Below are 16,797 nucleotides of genomic sequence, written 5' to 3' on the forward strand. Positions count from 1 at the left end.
AGAACACAGCGCTCGGGGAGAAGCCGACCGGAGGAGGTGTCCGACATCCCGGACACCCCCTCCGCGTTCCCCGCCATGACGGGCAGGACCGCGGCAGAACCGCACCCCAGAGGGAAGGCGCTACGGCTGCTCCCCGCCGATGACGGACGCCTCCACGGTGATCCTCGATTCAGCGTTGGCGAGGGCGCGACCCGCCAGGGCGGTCACGACCCTGGCCGCACGCTCCTTGACCTCCGGGTCCACGGGCTCGTCCGCCATGAACCGGACCTCGAAGCGCCGCTGAGGACTGATGCAGATGTGAAAACAGAGTCATCCATGGCGATATATTGGCACAATCGTTTGTCCCGCGAGCGCTTCCGGATCTCGATGTGGACAACTCATGACAAACCGCATGGGCGCGCCCGCCCGCCGAGCACAAGGATGGGAACCATGGAACGCAGACACCTCATCTTCATCGCCCTCGTCATCAGCATCCTCTACGGCGTGCTCGTCCCGGTCTTCCGGGACACGCAGGCGTTCGTCGCGGTCGGCGCCGCCGTCGTCGCCATCGCCTGGGTGGCCGTGGGACTGCTCGCCAAGCGCTCGGACGAGCGGTGCGAGCGCCGCCGCAACCGGGACCGCAATCGGGACCGGATCGCCTGACCGCCCGCCGCCAAGACGGCGGCCGGCCGAGCGGCCCTCCCGCCATCACGGCCGCCGCCACCACGGCGGCCAGCCGGGCGCAGAGGCCCCTTTAGCGCAGACGCCGCTCGAGCTCGGCTGCCGCCTCCTGCAGGCGCTCGGCGATGCCGCGGCGGGCGTCGTCGTCGTGTCGGTGCGCCAGGAACGTCAGGGTGAAGGAGGCCATGGGCATCCCCACCCGGTCGCGGGCCGCGACCGCCACAGACGCGAAGTCCTCCGTGACCTCGCCCTGCTCCACGGCGAAGCCGCGCTCGGCGTCCTCCGCGAGCTGCTCGCGCAGGGCCTTGAGGCTCTCGGGCCCGGCGCCGGAGACGCGCGGCTCGAACGCGGAGGAGTTGGGATACAGCGCGCGGATCTGCGGGCTCGGAAGGCAGCCGAGCATCGAGCGGCCCGACGCGGTGAGGTGCGCGGGCAGCCGGACACCCACGTCCGTGATGAGCGAGGGCCGGTTCTTGGCGCGCTCCTCCGCCACATAGACCACGTCCGCGCCGCGGAGGACGGCCACATGGCCGGACTCGCCGACGACGTCGACCACCCGCTCCAGCAGAGGCCGCGCCGCCCGGGCCAGCGGCTCGTGGCGGGCGTACGCGCTCGAGAGCTCGAAGGAGGAGAGGCCCAGCCCGAACGTGCGCTCCTCGGGGAAATGGGCGAGGTAGCCGCGGGAGACGAGGGCGTCGAGCAGCTGATAGGCCGTGGAGCGCGGAATGCCGAGCGCGGCCGCCACCGTCTGGGCTCCCACGGGAGCGCGCCGGCCGGCCACGAAGCTGAGGATGTCCAGCACCCGCTCCGCGGCGGGGGACTTGCCCTGCGGCTTGGGCGCCGGTTCCTGAGTGGCCATTCCTCCACTGTAGGCGGCGAGGACCCGAGTCGGGCCGCGCTGAAGGAGCCCGCTTCATCCGCCGCCGCGCGGTGACTACGATCGAGGGTGTCCGCACCACCGCCGCAGCGCTTCAGGAGGACCGTTGACTGAGAACTCCCGCCCCGAATGGACCGGCCGCACCGACGGCCCCGGCCCGGAGCACGCCCGCTGGCACTCCACAGTTCAGGCTCGGACGCTGGACGACCTCTCCCGGGACGCCCGCCCCGAGGCGGACGGGTCCGGCCGCCCCAAGCGCGCGGTAGACCTCATCGGCTTCGCGAGCGACGCCGGGGTGGCCCGCAACAAGGGCCGCGTGGGCGCCGCGAGCGGGCCTGGGGAGCTCCGCAAGGGCCTCTCCTCCCTCGCCGTCCACGAGCCGCTCGAGGTCACGGACTTCGGGGACGTCGTCGTGGAGGACGACGCAGGGCTCGAGCCGGGCCAAGACCGCCTGAGCGCCGCCGTCGCCGACTCGGTGGCCCGGGGCGCCGTCCCCTGCGTCCTCGGCGGCGGCCACGAGACCGCCTGGGGCACCTTCCGGGGCATCCGCGAGGGCCTGAGGGCGCGCGACGACGCCGAGGGCCGCTCCGGCAGGCGCACGCTCGGCATCCTCAACCTGGACCAGCACTTCGACCTCCGCCGGGAGGAGCGCCCCACGTCCGGGACGCCGTTCCTCCAGATCGCCGAGCTCCTCGAGTCCGAGGACGAGGCGTTCCGCTACGGGATCGTGGGCATCAGCGAGCCGAACAACACCGCCGTCGGCTTCGAGACCGCCCGGGAGCACGGAGCCCGCTGGCTGCTGGACGAGGAGTGCACCCGGGAGACCGCCGTGAAGTTCGCGCGCGGGGTCCTGGACTCCGTGGACTCCCTCTACATGACCCTGGACCTGGACGTCCTCCCGGCGTCCACGGCTCCCGGCGTCAGCGCGCCCGCGGCCTACGGGGTCGGGGTGGACGTCATCCGCGCCGTCATGCTGGAAGCGGCGCGCTCGGGCAAGCTCGCGGGCTTCGACGTCGTCGAGCTGAACCCCGTCTATGACGTAGACTCCCGAACAGCTAAATGTGCCGCACGTCTCATCAACGACGTCGTTCGGGCTGTGTCCGGCACCTAACGTCGTCGCTGGGCCTCAGCGACTGACGCATTCCACTCGCGGACCCTGCCGCCAGCGGCAGCGGTCCTCCCTACGCACGTATTGGGAGAACCCATGAGCACTGCCGCTCACCCTGCGCCGGCCGCTGAGTCCTCAGCGGAGCTCTCGCGCAACCTCAGCACCCGCCACGTGCGGTTCATCGCCCTGGGCACGGCGATCGGCACGGGCCTCTTCTACGGCTCGGCCGAGACCATCCAGGCCGCGGGACCCGCCGTCATCCTCTCCTACCTCGTCTCGGGCTTCATGGTGTTCATCGTCATGCGCGCCCTCGGCGAGATGGCGGTCCGCTACCCCGTGGCCGGGTCCGTGGCGCAGTACGCCAACCGCTTCCTCGGCCCGCTCGCGGGCTTCCTCGTCGGCTGGATCTTCTGGATCGAGCTCTGCATGGTGGCCATCGCGGACATGACCGCCGTGGCCAAGTACATGGGGCTCTGGGCCCCGGACGTCCCGGGCTGGGTCTGGATGGCGGCGGCCATCGCCGTCATCGGCGGCCTCAACCTCCTGCGCGTGCAGGTGTTCGGCGAGCTCGAGTTCTGGTTCTCGCTCATCAAGATCGTGGCCATCCTGGCGCTCATCGCGGGCGGCCTCGTGCTCATCGTGGGCGGCTTCAACGTGGGCGGGACCACGCCGGATATCGCCAACCTCTGGAAGCACGACGGGTTCGCGCCCTTCGGCGTGTGGGGCATCATCATGAGCCTCGGCGTCGTCGTCTTCTCCTTCGGCGGCATCGAGACTCTCGGCATGACCGCCGGCGAGGCGGGCACCCCGGAGAAGTCGATGGCGAGCGCCGTCAACTCCGTGCCGTGGCGCATCCTGCTCTTCTACGTGGGCGCGCTCGCCGTCATCATGTGCATCTTCCCGTGGAACAAGGTGACCGGGAAGTCCTCCCCGTTCGTGGAGGTGTTCGCCGCGCTCAACGTGCCGGCGGCGCAGCACATCATGAACTTCGTGGTCCTCACGGCCGCGCTGTCCGCGATGAACGCGATCTTCTACGCGTGCTCGCGCACCATGTACGGCCTGGCCGAGCAGGGCCACGCGCCGAAGGCCTGCCTGCGCCTGTCCAAGGGCAACAACATTCCGATCATCCCGGTGCTCATGATGTTCGTCGTGGCCCTGTTCGGCATGTTCATGTTCCTGCTCATCCCGGACACGCTGTTCTTCTTCGTGGCGGCCATCGCCACGTTCTCCACTGTGTTCGTCTGGCTCATGATCCTCGTGGCCCATTGGAGGATGCGCCGCGAGATCGACGCGGCGGGCGCCCCGTCCACGGCCTTCCGGATGCCGCTCTTCCCGGTGCTCAACCTGCTCTCGATGGCGTTCATGGTGTTCGTCATGGTCATCCTCGCGCTCAACGAGTCCGGCCGCGTGGCCTTCTACGTGGGCGTCGGCGCCCTGGCCGTCCTCACGGTCTGCTACTTCGCCTTCGTCCGCGGCAAGGGCCGCGAGCGGATCGACCTTCAGCCCCGCCACACCGTGGACAAGGACGGCGTTCCGCACGACGACGGCGCTGCCGCAGCCGACGCCCGCCGCCGCGGGGACGCGGAGTCCGGGGCCGAGCGCCCCGCTCCCCGCCGCGCGCGCTGATCGGACGCCTCGGCTGAGCTGACGCCGAGCAGACGCGGAAAGGCCCCGCAGCCCCTCCCGGACGGAGGGAGACTGCGGGGCCTTCGCCGTGTGGGGACGGGGCGGCCGCTTCCATGGGGCTCAGCCGAGCTGCTCCTCCAGCCACGCCTTGAGCACGATCGGGTGGCAGTGCTCCCGGTCCTTCGTGGCGGTCAACAGGGCCACGTCCCCCTTCTCCGCGAGCGAGCGGATCTCCTCCAGGGCCTCCGAGCCGTCCTCGGTCTCGGCCGCCTCGTCCAGCTCGGAGCGGTAGCGCTTCTGGAAGTCCTCCCACTTGCGCTCCTCGTGCTGGAACCACTTCCGGAGCTCCGTCGAGGGCGCCAGGGCCTTGGCCCAGAGGTCAAGCTCGGCGTCCTCCTTCTTCACGCCCCTCGGCCACACGCGATCCGTCAGGACCCGCTTCGCGCTTCCCGTCTCGTCATAGACCCGGGCGACCTCAAACGCGTTCCTCTTCCCAGCACCGGACATGCGGCACCTCCTTCATCGCGGGCGCGCCGTCCCGTGCGTCTCACGGGCGGCGGCCGCTTCGAGTCTCGCAAACGGCTCGGCGTAGCGGAAGACGCCCAGGCGCGGCCAGCCCTCCTCCGGGGTGTCGCCGAGGCGCACGGCCTGGAACGCTGAGCCCCACGCCGGATCCGGGCTCCCGATCCCCAGCTCCGCGGCCGGGAGGAACCCGAAGCGCCGGTACCAGGTCGCGTCCCCGAGCACGCAGACGACGTCGTATCCGAACCCGCTGGCCCGCACGAGCGCCTCGCTCACCAGCGCAGAGCCGACGCCCCTCCCCTGGACGTCCGGGCGCACGCTGACCGGCCCGAGCCCCAGGGCCGCCACGGGGTCATCCCCCGCTCCCGGCTCCTGCGCAGACGTGCTGCCGGTGCCCGCGGCAGGGGCTTCATCGCTCTCCAGGTCTCCGCGGCTCAGCATCACGTGGCCGAGCACCTCCCCGTCCGCGTCCGCCACGAGGCTGAGGTCCGGGTCCACGGCGTCGCTCTCCCGCAGCCACTCGACCAGCCGCACCTCCCCCGGCTCGCCGGTGGCGTCCACGGGCGGCGCGGACCGCTCCGCTGACTCGAAGGCCTCGGCGGCCACCGCGCGCACCCTCGGCTCGTCCTCGGGCCGCTCGGCCCGGATCGTCAGGTCCGCGAGCTCCCCCGCCTCGGGCTGGCCCTTTCGTCTGGCTTCACTGGGTCTTCGGCTCATGACGACGACGGTAAGGGCCGACCCTCACCGCAGCCTGAATCCTCAGAGCGCCCTCAGCATCTTGAGCCGGGAGGCGAACCTCCGCATCGCCGGCACCTTGGCCGCCGAGACGCTCTCCAGGGCTCCCCGGACGAACTCGTCCCGGGAGACCACACTCGTCACGTCCAGCCGCACGTCCATGTCCACGAGGAGGTCCACCGCAGCCGTGAACCGCATGCGCGCCGAGAGCTCGCCGCCCTGCGCCGGGCCCTCGAAGGCCGGCACGCCGGTGACGGTCCAGTGTCCGAACCGGTCTGCCCAGCGCTCGAAGTCCACGGTGGCGGTCAGCTCGTCGCACAGCTGCGCGAACGTCATCTCCAGCTCGGACTCCTCGCGGGTCTCTCCGAGGACCACCCGCTCCGCCGGAAAGCTCCGGGATCCGGACTCGACCCGGTCCGCACCGCCCACGAGCCGCTCGCTGCCGGGAAGCCCGGCCGCGGCGCCGACGTCCGCCCGGCTCTCCCGTGCGGTCACGCTCCACGTCCCGGCGCGGAAGCCCCGGCCGGGCCGGGATGACGGGGACGGGCCGCGGCCACCGTCGTCCTCCCCGCCGATGGCATCGCGGTAGTCCGTCCCGGAGTCCACCTCGAGGGTCTCGAACTCCTCGCGGATGAGGGCGATCCCGGGCAGGAAGAGCTCGTGCCAGACGGGATCGGGGAGGAGGTTCTCGGGGACGTCGTTGCTCGTGGCCACGAGCGCGGTGTCCGAGTCCGCGAGGCGGCGCAGGACGGCGGTAAGGAGGGTGGCGCTGCCGGCGTCGTAGACGTGGATCTCGTCGATGAGCAGGAGCCGCAGCCCGGAGACCAGGTCCCCGATGGCAGCCGCCACGGCGTCCTTCTCCCCCTCGGAGCGGCGGGCGTGGATGCGCTCGTTGAGCTGGCGCATGAACGAAGTGAGGTGGGTGCGGCGCTTCGGCTCGAGCGGGGAGGCCTCGAAGAAGGCGTCCGCGAGCCAGGTCTTCCCGCGCCCGGCGGGGCCGTAGAGGTAGACGCCCGGGTGCTCGGGGGCTAGCTCCGCAAGGCGCCGCAGCGCGGCCTCCTGCCCGGGGTCCAGGCGGAAGCCCTCAGACAGAGCCGCCCGCCTCACAGCGGACTCGAGGTCCGTGCGAGGCGGGCGGCTGGTCATGCGGCGAGTCTAGCGCCGCGGAGGCAGTGCGTCTGCCGGGTCGGTCAGAGCCCCTCCGGACGGGCCGCCGAGTGCGCCCCGCCCTCGGACGGACGGACGCCGGAGGCCTCCTTGCCCTTGGCAAGCACGGAGTTGCGCATGCCGTAGGCGAAGTAGATGAGGAAGCCGATGACGAGCCAGCCCGCGAAGAACACCCAGGACTCCACCTTGAGGTTGAGCATCAGGTAGAAGCACAGCAGCGCGGAGACCACCGGGATGACGGGGCCGCCGGGCACGCGGTACGCGGCCTTGAGGTCCGGGCGGCGGCGGCGCAGGATGAGCACGCCGAGCGAGACCATGATGAACGCGGAGAGCGTGCCGATGTTGATGAGCTCCTCGAGGCGGTCCACCTGGGTGAAGCCGGCCACGAGCGCCACGATGACGCCGCAGATGATCTGCACGCGCGCCGGGGTGGCACGGGTCTCGCTCGTCACGGAGAGCGAGCGCGGCAGGAGGCCGTCGCGGCTCATGGCCATGACCACGCGGGCGAAGCCGAGCAGGAGGACCATGATGACCGTGGTGAGGCCCACGAGGGAGCCGATGGCGATGATCTGCGCGGCCCAGTCAGCGTGGACGAGCGAGAACGCGGTGGCCAGGCTGATCTCCTTCTGCTTGGCCATCTCGGTGTACGGCACCATGCCGGTCACGGCGAACGAGACGCCCAGGTAGAGGACCGTGGTGACGATGAGGCCGCCGAAGATGCCGCGCGGCAGCGTCTTGGCCGGGTCCTTGACCTCCTCGGCGCTCGTGGCGACGACGTCGAAGCCGATGAACGCGAAGAACACGATGGCCGCGCCCGCGATGATGCCCGCGAAGCCGTAGGTGGCCGGAGCCTGGCCGGTGATGAAGGAGACGAACGGCTGCTGGAGCGCCGCGCCGTCAGCCGAGGCCGGCGGCTGCGCCGGCGGGACGAACGGCGAGAGGTTCGAGCCCTTGAAGTAGAAGAGGCCCACGACGATGACGAACAGCACCACGGCGATCTTGATGATCGTGAAGACGTTGCCCACGCGCGCCGAGAGCTTGGTGCCCATGACGAGCAGGACGGTGAAGAGCGCCACGATGAGGAACGGCCCCCACGTGAACTCGAGCGGGCCCATCTCGAAGGTGGGCGGGACGTCCAGGCCGAAGCCCTTGAGGACCACGGAGAGGTAGATGCCCCAGAACTTCGCGACGACGGCGGCCGCCGTGAACAGCTCGAGGATGAGGTTCCAGCCGATGATCCACGCGAAGATCTCGCCGACCGTCGCGTACGTGAACACGTAGGCGGAGCCCGCGACGGGCATGGCGGTGGCGAACTCGGCGTAGCACATGATCGCGAAGGCGCACGTGATGGCCGCGAGCACGAACGAGATGGTGACGGCGGGGCCGGAGGTCAGGGCCGCGGTGCGGGCGCCGACGGTGAAGATGCCGGCGCCGACGGCGACGGCCACGCCCATGATGGTGAGGTCCCAGGCGTTGAGAGAGCGCTTGAGGCGGCGGCCCGGCTCGTCCGCGTTCGCCAGCGAGTCCTCGACGGACTTGGTGCGCATGAGTTTCATGAAGTCATCCTTGTGGTGGAGCGGCGCGGGGGCGCCGGCTTGCCCGCGGGCGCGAGCCAGTCTTCAAAAATATCCTGAAGGGCTGAGACACGCTTCACAGAGTTCCCGTTATCTTACATGCTGGACACCCCTTCCACCACGGCGTTCCCCCAGCACGGCGTGACAGCATGAGACCCATGCATCTGACCCGAGGAACGTGGCGCGTCCTGCTCGTCGCCATGGCGCTCTACTGCACGTGGGCGGTGGCTCTCGGCGGCCCCCGCATGGGCTACCTGGACCCCTTCACGAGCTATGTCTCCGAGCTCTCCGCCTCGGGGCAGCAGCACCGCTGGCTCTTCCGCACGGGAGACGCGGCCGCGGGCCTGCTCGTGCTCCTCGCGGCGGCGCCCCACGTGCGGCGCCCCTTCCGGGTGGTCGGAGTCCCCAAGGCGGCCCGGGACGGCGCTCAGGTGCGCTGGCTGGCCCGCCTGCGGACGGCCGTGCTCTTCGGACTCCTCCTCTTCGGCGCGAGCACCGTCCTGGACGCGCTCTGGACCTTCGCCTGCCCCCGGACCCAGGACACCGCGTGCCTGGCGGCAGAGACGGCCGGGGGTCTCCCCTGGCACCACGAGGCCCACATCGTCACCTCGACCCTCGTCGGCGTGGGGCTCACCCTCGTCTTCCTCGGTCAGATCGCGGCAGGAGTCCTCGCGTGCCGGATCGCCCGCGCCATGCCCTCGCTGCCCCGGCGCCGGATGCGGCAGATCCGCGCCCGCACCCTCGCCACCGTGCTCCTCTCGGCCGGCGCCGCCCTGACGCTCGGCGTGAGCATCCTCCTCGGGCCGCCGGTCTTCCCGGACTACGCCTCCTCGCCGATGCCGCTCGGGATCGTCCAGCGCCTCAGCCTCGTCTTCACGGTCCTCGCGCTCGCCGTCTCGCTCGCGCCCGGGGACCTCAGCGCTCCGCCTCCCCGCGCGGCGGCCGGCCCGCCCTCAGTGGTCATCCACCCGGGCCTCGGCGTCCCCCTGGACACCTTCGACGACGTCCGCTGGCGCCTCGAGGACCAGCACCTCATCCCCTGGCCGCGCCCGGGGATGGACGGCGCCCCGTCCCGGCCCGACGGCGACTTCCCCGGCTCCTGTGCGGACGCGGAGGCCCTCCTCGACGCCCTGGAGACGGCTGCGCCCGACGGCGGCCGGGTGGAGCGCGCCCTGCTCGTGGGCCATTCGATGGCCGGCCCCGTCATCGAGACGTTCGCCCGCCTCTACCCGGAGCGGGTGGCGGGCCTCGTCTTCCTCGACGCGAGCATCCCGCCCTCGGGCGGGCGCAGCAAGGGGACCGAGAGGCACGCCGTCGCGCGCTCGGTGCGCCGCGCCTGGCTCCGGCGGCCGCTGACGCGGGCGGTCTCCGCGGTGACGGGAGACCCGGACCGCTTCACCAACGTGGACGTGGAGAACGCCGCCTACCCCTGGTACATCGAGGAGGCCACGCGCGTGCGCGGCGAGCGCCCCATGCCGGACGTGCCGGTTGAGGTGGTCGTGGCGCTGCGGGGCCTGCCGTTCTTCGGCCTCTGGGCGCGCTGGCAGCGGGACTACGTCCGGCTCCTCCAGTCCACGGGCGCCCCGAGGACGCGGCTGCGGGTCATCCGCCCGTCGGGGCACATCGTGCAGAAGGAGCACCCGGCCCAGGTGGCCGAGATCGTCCGGCGAGTCCTCCGGGCGGCGGACGATCCGGCGAGCGGAGCCGCGAACGGGACCGGGCGAGGTGCCGCTGCGGGCGCCCCCGAGGGAGCCTCGGCGCGCTAGGGCATGCCGAGCAGCCGCGCGCCGGCGGCGGCGAGCGCCCCCACGATGACGACGACGAGGAACGGCGCCCGCAGCACGAGCGCGATCGCGGCCGCGCCGAGGGCCGCCACGCGGGCGTCCAGCACGAGCCTCTGGCCGGTGGCGAACGTGTTGGTGACGACGAGCGCCGCGAGCAGCCCCGCGGTCATGTACTGGCTGACGGCCAGGACGCGCTCGTTCTGGAGGAGCCGCTCCGGCACGAGGTAACGGAGCAGCTTGGTGCCGAAGGACACCGCTCCGGCGAGGAGGACCCAGCCCCACATGCTCATCGTCCGGCCTCCTGGTCCTCTGCGCTCAGCCTCTCCGCGGAGGCGCCGCGCGTCTTCCACGCTCCCACGCCCGCGGCCACGGCGGCCGCGATGATGATGGGGATGCCCGGAGGGGCGAGCGGCACGGCCACGGCGGTGGCCAGGGCCGCGACGGCGGCGACGGCGGCCGCGTCCCGCTGCTTCAGCCTCGGCCAGAGCAGGCCGAGGAAGGCGGCGCACGCGGCGCCGTCGAGCCCCCACGCCGAGGGATCGCCGAGGCGGGAGCCCAAGAGGGCTCCGAGGATCGTCAGCGCGTTCCAGAAGATCCAGACGCCGCCCCCGGCCACCCAGAAGCCGATGCTCCGCTCGCGCGGGGTGGGCTGGGCCGCGGCGGTGGCGGCGGACTCGTCGATGGTGAGGTGCGCGGCGAGGAAGCGCCGCCAGCCCTTGGGGCCCACGAGGGCGTTCATCTGCATCCCGTAGACCGCGTTGCGCAGGCCGAGGAGCGCCGAGGCGCCGAAGGCGGACGCGCCCGCGCCGCCGCCGGCGATGACTCCGATGAACGCGAACTGCGAGCCTCCCGAGAAGAGGACGACGCTGAGGACCGCCGTCTGGGCGAGGCTCAGCCCCGCCGTGACGGAGAGGGCCCCGAACGAGATGGCGTAGAGGCCCGTGGCCACCGCGATCGTGGCCCCGGTCTTGAACGCCTGCGTCCGCGTCCAGGGGACGGCGGGCATCAGTCGGCGTCGTCCGCGGGCCGGGCCTCGGAGTCCGGCCTGGGCTCGGGCTTGGTGAGGGTCGTGGCGCCCACGTCCACGAGGGCGTCCGCGGCCCGCACGAGGCCGAGGTGGCTGAACGCCTGCGGGAAGTTGCCGGCCATGCGCTGGCGGTCCGTGGCGTACTCCTCGGCCATGAGCTTCATGTCGTTCGCGTAGCCGCAGAGCTTGTCCATGAGCGTCTTGGCCTCCTCCACGCGGCCCGAGTAGGCGTACTGCTCCACGAGCCAGAAGCAGCAGGCGAGGAACGGGTGCTCGCCGGGCTCCAGGCCGTCCAGACCCGACTCCGTGCGGTAGCGCAGGATGAGGCCGTCCTCGTCCACGAGGTCCTTCTCGAGGCGGGCCACCGTGCCGAGCATCTCCGGGGAGTCGTAGGCCACGAAGCCCACCTGCGCGATGACGAGGAGGGAGGCGTCCACCTCCGTGGACTCGTAGGTCTGGGTGAAGGAGTTGAGCTCCCGGTTGAAGCCCTTGGCCCAGATCTCCTCCGCCAGGCCGTCCCGCAGGCGCTCCCAGCGGTCCGCGTCCCCGGGGAGGCCGTGCTCCCGGACGGCCCGCACGCCGCGGTCGAACGCCGCCCACTGCATGACGCGCGAGTGCGTGAAGTGCTTCTTCTCGCCGCGCATCTCCCAGATGCCGTGGTCAGGATCGTCGAGGTGCTTCTCGGCGAAGTTGAGCAGGGCGAGCTGCAGCGGCCAGGAGAACGCGTCCTCCTCCACGCCCATCTCGCGGAGCTTCTCGAGGACCACGAGCACCTCGCCGACGACGTCCGCCTGGTACTGGCCCACGGCCCCGTTGCCCACGCGCACCGGCTTGGAGTCCTCGTACCCGGAGAGGAAGTCCAGCTCGGTCTCCGGGAGGTTCCGCTCGCCGCCGATGCCGTACATGATCTGGAGGTCCTCGGGGTCCCCGGCCACGGCGCGCAGGAGCCACTGGCGCCAGGCCATGGCCTCCTCCTCGTAGCCGTGCTTCATCATGGCCTCGAGGGTCAGCGCCGCGTCCCGGAGCCAGCAGTAGCGGTAGTCCCAGTTGCGGCCGCCGCCGAACTCCTCCGGCAGGCTCGTGGTCAGGGCCGCGACGATGCCGCCCGTGCGCTCGTGGGTCAGGGCGCGCAGGGTGAGCAGGGAGCGGCGGACGAACCGGCCGTAGTCCCCCTCCACGCGGGCGCGGGAGATCCACTGCTTCCAGTAGCCGATCGTCGAGTCGAGCGCCTCGTTGAGGTCCACGGGCGCCGGAACCGGGTCGTGAGACGGGAACCAGACGAGCTCGAGGTCCTTCTTCTCCCCCTCGGTCACGGTGAACGTGCCGAAGTGGCGGTCGCCGTCGGCCGTCGGGAGGGCGTCCCCGCGCAGGATGAGCGCGTCCGGGCCGGCGATGGCCAGGATGACCTCGTTCTCCGGGCTCGTGGAGTGGTGGTGGGCCATGTACCAGGCGGCGGAGCGGACGGCGCTGCCGGCGGCCTCCGCGGCCTCGTCCGCGTCATAGGCGTCCGACATCGTGGCGCGGGAGACCCACGGGATGATCCGGCCGTAGCCGAAGCGCAGCCGGATGTCCTGGGTCATCTCGACGCGGCCGGAGAGCCCCTCCACGCGGCGCACGAGCGAGGGCCGCCCGTCCCCCACGGGCATGAAGTCGGTGACGAGCGCCTCGCCGTCGTTCGTCTTCCAGCGCGTCTGCGCCACGAAGGTCCCGGGGATGTACGCCCACTCCACGACCTCCGCGGACGCGTCCGACGGCGAGAGGGCCCAGCGCCCGTTGTCCTCGGTGCCGAGGAGGGACGCGAAGACCGAGGGGCAGTCGAAGCGGGGGAAGCACAGCCAGTCGATCGAGCCGTAGCGCGAGACGAGCGCGCCCGTCTGCTGGTCGGAGAGAAGGGCGTAGTCCTCAATGGGAGTCGACATAGATACAGCTCAGCACACAATCAGGGAGGGGTTCGAGAGCAGACGGCGGTGTCTGCGAGGGGGCGTGCGGACTGAGCCCGGTCCAGCGATCAGACCCCGAGGAGCTGGCGGCGCACGTCCGCCGGCCGGTTCGTGGTGATCTGCTGGACGCCGAGGTGCCTCATGAGCTCCACATGGCCCGGCTCGTCCACCGTCCATACTCTAAGCGTCACGCCCTCCGCAATCCACCGCGCCACCGTGTGCTCGTGGGCGAGGACCCAGTCCACCCCCGGCCCCGCCACGCCCGCGCGGCGCTGTGTGATGAGCTTCTCCCCCTGCGCGGCCGCTCGGCGGACGATCCGGGCCACCGCGTGGCACGCGAGCGGGCTGTAGTCGCCGAGGCTCCCGAGGCTCTCCGGATCGCCCCGGTCCATGAGCATGCAGAGGTGCTCCTCGCCCACCGTGGCGGCGAGGTAGTCCACGGCATCCGGGTCGAAGCTCATGAACCCCACCGAGACGCTGCCGAGCACGCTGGACTCCGGGTCCCAGCCCCGGCGCATGAGCAGCTCGAGAACCCGCTCCTCGAGCCGGAGCCCGAACGGGCTCGGGTGCTTCAGCTCGAGCGCCAGGCGCACGGGCCTGCCCGCGTCCGCGAGGAGGTCGAGGAGCTCGTCCAGGGTGAGCAGCTGCTCCTCGAGCCGGCCGTACTCCGGCGGGATGTCCGCGCCCTTCCAGCTCGCGAAGTCGAGCCTCCGCAGCTCCTCGAGCGTGAAGGCGGAGACGGCGCCCGCGCCGTTCGAGGTCCGCTCAAGCGTGGGGTCGTGGAGGAGGACCACCTGCTCGTCCCGGGTGAGGTGGACGTCGCACTCGACGCCGTCGGCCCCGTCCGCGAGCGCCTGGAGGTACGCGGCCCGCGTGTGCTCGGGGTACTGCGCGCTCGCTCCCCGGTGGGCGAAGATCTGGGGGCGGTATCCTCGTTGCATCTCGAATCCCGTCTTCACGGGACCACCGTACGGGCCGGGGGCCGCCGCCGGCGGAACGCGCCCCGCCCGGCCGGTGAACTCGATGTGAAGCCTCGACGACGAAGGACGCCGTGCCCTCCTCCCCGGTCACCCGCTCCCGCCCCTCTGACCCCGCTGCCTCCGACGGCGCCCCCTCGGCAGGCGGCCCGCGCGGCGACGCGCTCTCCGACGCCGCCCGCCGCTCCGCCCTGCGCCGCATGCAGGCCGCGGCCCTCGCCCTGCTCGCCGTCGCCGCCGTGGTCTTCGGGGTCTCCTTCGCCCTCCAGGGCGAGCACCCGGGGCTCGCCTACGTGCGGGCGGCCTCCGAGGGCGCGCTCGTGGGCGGCCTCGCGGACTGGTTCGCGGTGACCGCGCTCTTCCGGCGCCCGCTCGGCCTGCCCATCCCGCACACCGCGCTCATCGAGCGCCGCAAGGACTCCATCGGCGAGAGCCTCTCCGAGTTCATCGGGGAGAACTTCCTCCACCCGGACATCGTCCGCGCCAAGGTCGAGGGCTCCCGCTTCGCCCCGCGGCTCGGAGCGTGGCTCGCGCAGCCCGAGCACGCGGAGGACGTCGTCGCGCGCCTCTCCCCCGGCGTGCGCGCCGGGCTCGACCTCCTCGACGACGACGACGTCCACGCCCTCATCGCCCGCCTCGCCCAGAGGCACATGGTGGAGCCGGCGTGGTCTCCGACGGTCGGCGGCCTCCTCGAGCGGGTCGTGGACGCGGGGCACCACCGGGCGCTCGTCGACGTCGTCGTGACCCGGGCCGCGCAGTTCACGGCGCGGAGCCCGCACGTCGTCGAGCGGCTCGTGGGCGAGCGGGCGCCCGCGTGGGTGCCGGGCGTGGTCAACCTGCTCGTCTCGGACCGGGTGCACGCGGAGCTGGTCGGCTTCCTCGAGGCCGTGCGGACGGACCCGGACCACCACGTGCGCCGCGCGCTCGACGACTACCTCCGCACCCTCGGCCGCGACCTCCAGCGGGACCCCGAGGTCCAGGCCTCCTTCGAGGCCCTCAAGCGCAGCGCCATCAGCGACCCCCTGGTGCGCGAACTCGCCGCCAACGGCTGGGCCACGGTCAAGCGGTTCCTCGTGGACGCGGCGGAAGACCCGGGCTCGGACCTGCGGAGGGCGGCGACGGACGCCGTCGCCACCCTCGGGGAGCGCCTGCGCGACGACGAGTCCCTCGCCTCCCGCGTCGAGTCCAGCGCGGCCGGGACCGCCGCCTACGCGGTGGGGGCCTACCGGTTCGAGATCGCGAGCATCGTCTCGGACACGGTGCGCGCGTGGGACGCCCGCGAGGCGAGCGGGAAGATCGAGCTCCACGTGGGCCGGGACCTGCAGTTCATCCGCATCAACGGCACGGTGGTCGGCGCCCTGGCGGGACTGCTCGTCTACACGGCCGCGCACGCGCTGACGGGGGCCTGAAGACTCCCTGGGAGTGTGTGGGGTTCCCCGGGCGAACGCACTAGGGTGAAGGCGAAACCAGGAGCCGCGCGCAACGGCTCCGCTGCTGACACGATCGTGACTCAAGCGAAAAGGAGCATCCCCCGTGAACTTCTCCCTGAACCCCAAGGACTGGGCCCGCAACTCCGTCATCGACGAGAACGGGCAGCCCAAGGAGAACCTCCAGCGCGTCATCGAGAAGGCCATCGAGATCCAGCGCCCGTTCGTGGTCAAGAAGGTGCGGGAGCTGCGGGCCAAGCGGCCGAACGAGACGCCCGAGCAGACGCTCAAGCGGCTTGAGGACATCTACATGCGCACCGTGACGGTGGGCGGCGCGGCGGTCGGCGCCACCGCCTTCGTCCCGGGCATCGGCACGGCCGCGGCCCTCGGCTTCTCCGCCGCGGCCACCGTGGGCTTCCTCGAGGCCTCGGCCGTCTACGCCCAGGCCGTGGCCGAGATCCACGGCGTCCAGCTGCGGGACCCGGAGCGGGCCAAGGCTCTCGTCATGGCCGTCATGCTCGGCGAGGACTCGAGCAACATGCTCGCGATGCTCGGCGCCCAGGCCACCGGCCGCGGCAGGGGACCGCAGGAGCACTGGGGCAAGCTCCTCGGCCAGTCCGGCCAGTCCGGCATCTCCGGGCAGATCATGAGCACCCTGAAGCGCCGCTTCATCACGCGCTTCCTCACCCGCCAGGGCGCCGGCTTCGCGGGACGACTCGTGCCGTTCGGCGTGGGCGCGGCGATCGGCGGCGCAGGCAACCACATGATGGGCAAGTCCGTGGTCCGGGCGGCCCGCGAGGCGTTCGGCCCCGCGCCGACCACCATCCCGGGCGAGCTCGCCCCGGACGCGGCCGAGATCGAGCGCGCCAAGCAGAGCGGCTCCGGCGAGGGCGACGGCACCGACAACGCCACCCTCACGGGCCCCGACGCCCACCGGTAGCCTCTCTCCCCGCCCCGAGGCGGCTGAATCAGATGCAGGGCCGGTTCCGAGTGCGCTCACTCGGGGCCGGCCCTCGTCTATGCCCTCTCTCGCGTCCAGCCGCACCCGTTTCTGCTCGCCCGGTGCCAACCACACCCGCTTTCGCACACCTCAGCCCAACCACACCCGTTTCCGCACACCTCAGCCCAACCACACCCGTTTCCGCTCAAAAACCCGCTCGAAAACGGGTGTAAACGCCCCAAACACGGTGCAATGGCGAAAACGGGTGTGAACCCAACTCGGACACGGCCGCACTGGCTCGCTGTACCCACCGCGGTGAGACCTGACGCCGGCCTCCCACACCCAAGCCGAGAACCGCCGCACCGGCTTCTGCTCAGCCAGCCCAACCACACCCGTTTCCGCTCAAAAACCCGCTCGAAAACGGGTGTAAACG

General features: G+C 71.9%; 16 protein-coding genes. 6 read left to right on the top strand and 10 right to left on the bottom strand.

From position 1 onward, the window contains the following. Positions 1 to 120: 120 nt before the first annotated feature. Entirely contained in the window at positions 121 to 258 is a 138-nt protein-coding gene (locus tag H9I38_RS08570; RefSeq protein WP_226338382.1) for a hypothetical protein, read from the bottom strand. A gap of 171 nt (positions 259 to 429) precedes the next feature. Here H9I38_RS08570 and H9I38_RS08575 point away from each other — a divergent pair, with 171 nt between their 5' ends. Then, entirely contained in the window at positions 430 to 642 is a 213-nt protein-coding gene (locus tag H9I38_RS08575; RefSeq protein ID WP_226338383.1) for a hypothetical protein, read from the top strand. Between the two features lie 91 nt (positions 643 to 733). Here the strand turns inward: H9I38_RS08575 and H9I38_RS08580 are convergent, their stop codons facing one another. Next, positions 734 to 1,519: an IclR family transcriptional regulator gene (locus tag H9I38_RS08580; RefSeq protein ID WP_226338384.1), complete on the bottom strand. Its 786-nt coding sequence runs from the start codon at positions 1,517 to 1,519 to the stop codon at positions 734 to 736. A 124-nt stretch (positions 1,520 to 1,643) separates the two neighbouring features. Between H9I38_RS08580 and hutG the strand changes: the two genes are divergently transcribed. Further along, positions 1,644 to 2,648 carry a formimidoylglutamase gene (gene hutG / locus H9I38_RS08585; protein ID WP_226338385.1) on the top strand — a complete coding sequence of 335 codons (1,005 nt, stop codon included), beginning with the start codon at positions 1,644 to 1,646 and terminating at the stop codon, positions 2,646 to 2,648. 93 nt (positions 2,649 to 2,741) lie between these two features. Further along, positions 2,742 to 4,271: an amino acid permease gene (locus tag H9I38_RS08590; RefSeq protein WP_226338387.1), complete on the top strand. Its 1,530-nt coding sequence runs from the start codon at positions 2,742 to 2,744 to the stop codon at positions 4,269 to 4,271. A 120-nt stretch (positions 4,272 to 4,391) separates the two neighbouring features. On the opposite strand, the gene H9I38_RS08595 is transcribed toward H9I38_RS08590, so the two are convergent. Genes H9I38_RS08595 through H9I38_RS08610 form a run of 4 tightly spaced genes read right to left on the bottom strand, consistent with a single transcriptional unit; the run spans position 4,392 to position 8,251 of the window. Continuing rightward, positions 4,392 to 4,778: a DUF488 domain-containing protein gene (locus H9I38_RS08595; protein ID WP_226338388.1), complete on the bottom strand. Its 387-nt coding sequence runs from the start codon at positions 4,776 to 4,778 to the stop codon at positions 4,392 to 4,394. Between the two features lie 12 nt (positions 4,779 to 4,790). Next, complete coding sequence (locus tag H9I38_RS08600; protein WP_226338392.1) at positions 4,791 to 5,510, bottom strand: GNAT family N-acetyltransferase; 720 nt, start codon at positions 5,508 to 5,510, stop codon at positions 4,791 to 4,793. 42 nt (positions 5,511 to 5,552) lie between these two features. Continuing rightward, positions 5,553 to 6,674, bottom strand: a complete 1,122-nt coding sequence (gene zapE, locus H9I38_RS08605; RefSeq protein ID WP_226338394.1) for an AFG1/ZapE family ATPase — start codon at positions 6,672 to 6,674, stop codon at positions 5,553 to 5,555. Positions 6,675 to 6,718: 44 nt separating this feature from the next. Next, a complete protein-coding gene (locus H9I38_RS08610; protein ID WP_226338395.1) occupies positions 6,719 to 8,251 on the bottom strand; it encodes an APC family permease in 1,533 nt (510 codons plus the stop codon). A 176-nt stretch (positions 8,252 to 8,427) separates the two neighbouring features. Between H9I38_RS08610 and H9I38_RS08615 the strand changes: the two genes are divergently transcribed. After that, positions 8,428 to 10,035 carry a DUF998 domain-containing protein gene (locus H9I38_RS08615; protein ID WP_226338397.1) on the top strand — a complete coding sequence of 536 codons (1,608 nt, stop codon included), beginning with the start codon at positions 8,428 to 8,430 and terminating at the stop codon, positions 10,033 to 10,035. On the opposite strand, the gene H9I38_RS08620 is transcribed toward H9I38_RS08615, so the two are convergent. From H9I38_RS08620 to H9I38_RS08635, 4 genes are all read right to left on the bottom strand, one after another. Then, complete coding sequence (locus H9I38_RS08620) at positions 10,032 to 10,343, bottom strand: AzlD domain-containing protein (protein ID WP_226338399.1); 312 nt, start codon at positions 10,341 to 10,343, stop codon at positions 10,032 to 10,034. The genes H9I38_RS08615 and H9I38_RS08620 overlap by 4 nt on opposite strands. Then, positions 10,340 to 11,059, bottom strand: coding sequence for an AzlC family ABC transporter permease (locus tag H9I38_RS08625; protein WP_226338400.1), 720 nt, complete (start codon positions 11,057 to 11,059; stop codon positions 10,340 to 10,342). The genes H9I38_RS08620 and H9I38_RS08625 overlap by 4 nt, the downstream gene beginning before the upstream one ends. Continuing rightward, positions 11,059 to 12,999 carry a glycoside hydrolase family 15 protein gene (locus H9I38_RS08630; protein ID WP_226338401.1) on the bottom strand — a complete coding sequence of 647 codons (1,941 nt, stop codon included), beginning with the start codon at positions 12,997 to 12,999 and terminating at the stop codon, positions 11,059 to 11,061. Before H9I38_RS08630 ends, H9I38_RS08625 begins: the two co-directional genes overlap by 1 nt. Positions 13,000 to 13,088: 89 nt before the next feature. Continuing rightward, entirely contained in the window at positions 13,089 to 13,979 is an 891-nt protein-coding gene (locus tag H9I38_RS08635; protein WP_226338403.1) for a glycerophosphodiester phosphodiesterase, read from the bottom strand. Between the two features lie 92 nt (positions 13,980 to 14,071). On the opposite strand from H9I38_RS08635, the gene H9I38_RS08640 reads away from it, so the two are divergent. Beyond that, entirely contained in the window at positions 14,072 to 15,406 is a 1,335-nt protein-coding gene (locus H9I38_RS08640; RefSeq protein WP_226338404.1) for a DUF445 domain-containing protein, read from the top strand. Positions 15,407 to 15,530: 124 nt separating this feature from the next. After that, the gene (locus H9I38_RS08645) at positions 15,531 to 16,364 is read left to right on the top strand and encodes a hypothetical protein (RefSeq protein ID WP_226338406.1); all 834 of its coding nucleotides are present in this window, start codon (positions 15,531 to 15,533) and stop codon (positions 16,362 to 16,364) included. The last annotated feature ends 433 nt before the right edge of the window (positions 16,365 to 16,797 follow it).

The organism is Arthrobacter sp. UM1, assembly GCF_020483305.1.
Classification (GTDB): Bacteria; Actinomycetota; Actinomycetes; order Actinomycetales; family Micrococcaceae; genus Falsarthrobacter.

What these genes read in the sequence shown, in the direction of transcription:
- H9I38_RS08575 (WP_226338383.1), top strand. Translation starts at nt 430, where the DNA reads ATGGAACGCAGACACCTCATCTTCATCGCCCTCGTCATCAGCATCCTC.
- H9I38_RS08600 (WP_226338392.1), bottom strand. Translation starts at nt 5,510, where the DNA reads ATGAGCCGAAGACCCAGTGAAGCCAGACGAAAGGGCCAGCCCGAGGCG.
- H9I38_RS08630 (WP_226338401.1), bottom strand. Translation starts at nt 12,999, where the DNA reads ATGTCGACTCCCATTGAGGACTACGCCCTTCTCTCCGACCAGCAGACG.
- H9I38_RS08625 (WP_226338400.1), bottom strand. Translation starts at nt 11,059, where the DNA reads ATGCCCGCCGTCCCCTGGACGCGGACGCAGGCGTTCAAGACCGGGGCC.
- H9I38_RS08620 (WP_226338399.1), bottom strand. Translation starts at nt 10,343, where the DNA reads ATGAGCATGTGGGGCTGGGTCCTCCTCGCCGGAGCGGTGTCCTTCGGC.
- zapE (WP_226338394.1), bottom strand. Translation starts at nt 6,674, where the DNA reads ATGACCAGCCGCCCGCCTCGCACGGACCTCGAGTCCGCTGTGAGGCGG.
- H9I38_RS08615 (WP_226338397.1), top strand. Translation starts at nt 8,428, where the DNA reads ATGCATCTGACCCGAGGAACGTGGCGCGTCCTGCTCGTCGCCATGGCG.
- H9I38_RS08590 (WP_226338387.1), top strand. Translation starts at nt 2,742, where the DNA reads ATGAGCACTGCCGCTCACCCTGCGCCGGCCGCTGAGTCCTCAGCGGAG.
- H9I38_RS08610 (WP_226338395.1), bottom strand. Translation starts at nt 8,251, where the DNA reads ATGAAACTCATGCGCACCAAGTCCGTCGAGGACTCGCTGGCGAACGCG.
- H9I38_RS08570 (WP_226338382.1), bottom strand. Translation starts at nt 258, where the DNA reads ATGGCGGACGAGCCCGTGGACCCGGAGGTCAAGGAGCGTGCGGCCAGG.
- H9I38_RS08595 (WP_226338388.1), bottom strand. Translation starts at nt 4,778, where the DNA reads ATGTCCGGTGCTGGGAAGAGGAACGCGTTTGAGGTCGCCCGGGTCTAT.
- H9I38_RS08580 (WP_226338384.1), bottom strand. Translation starts at nt 1,519, where the DNA reads ATGGCCACTCAGGAACCGGCGCCCAAGCCGCAGGGCAAGTCCCCCGCC.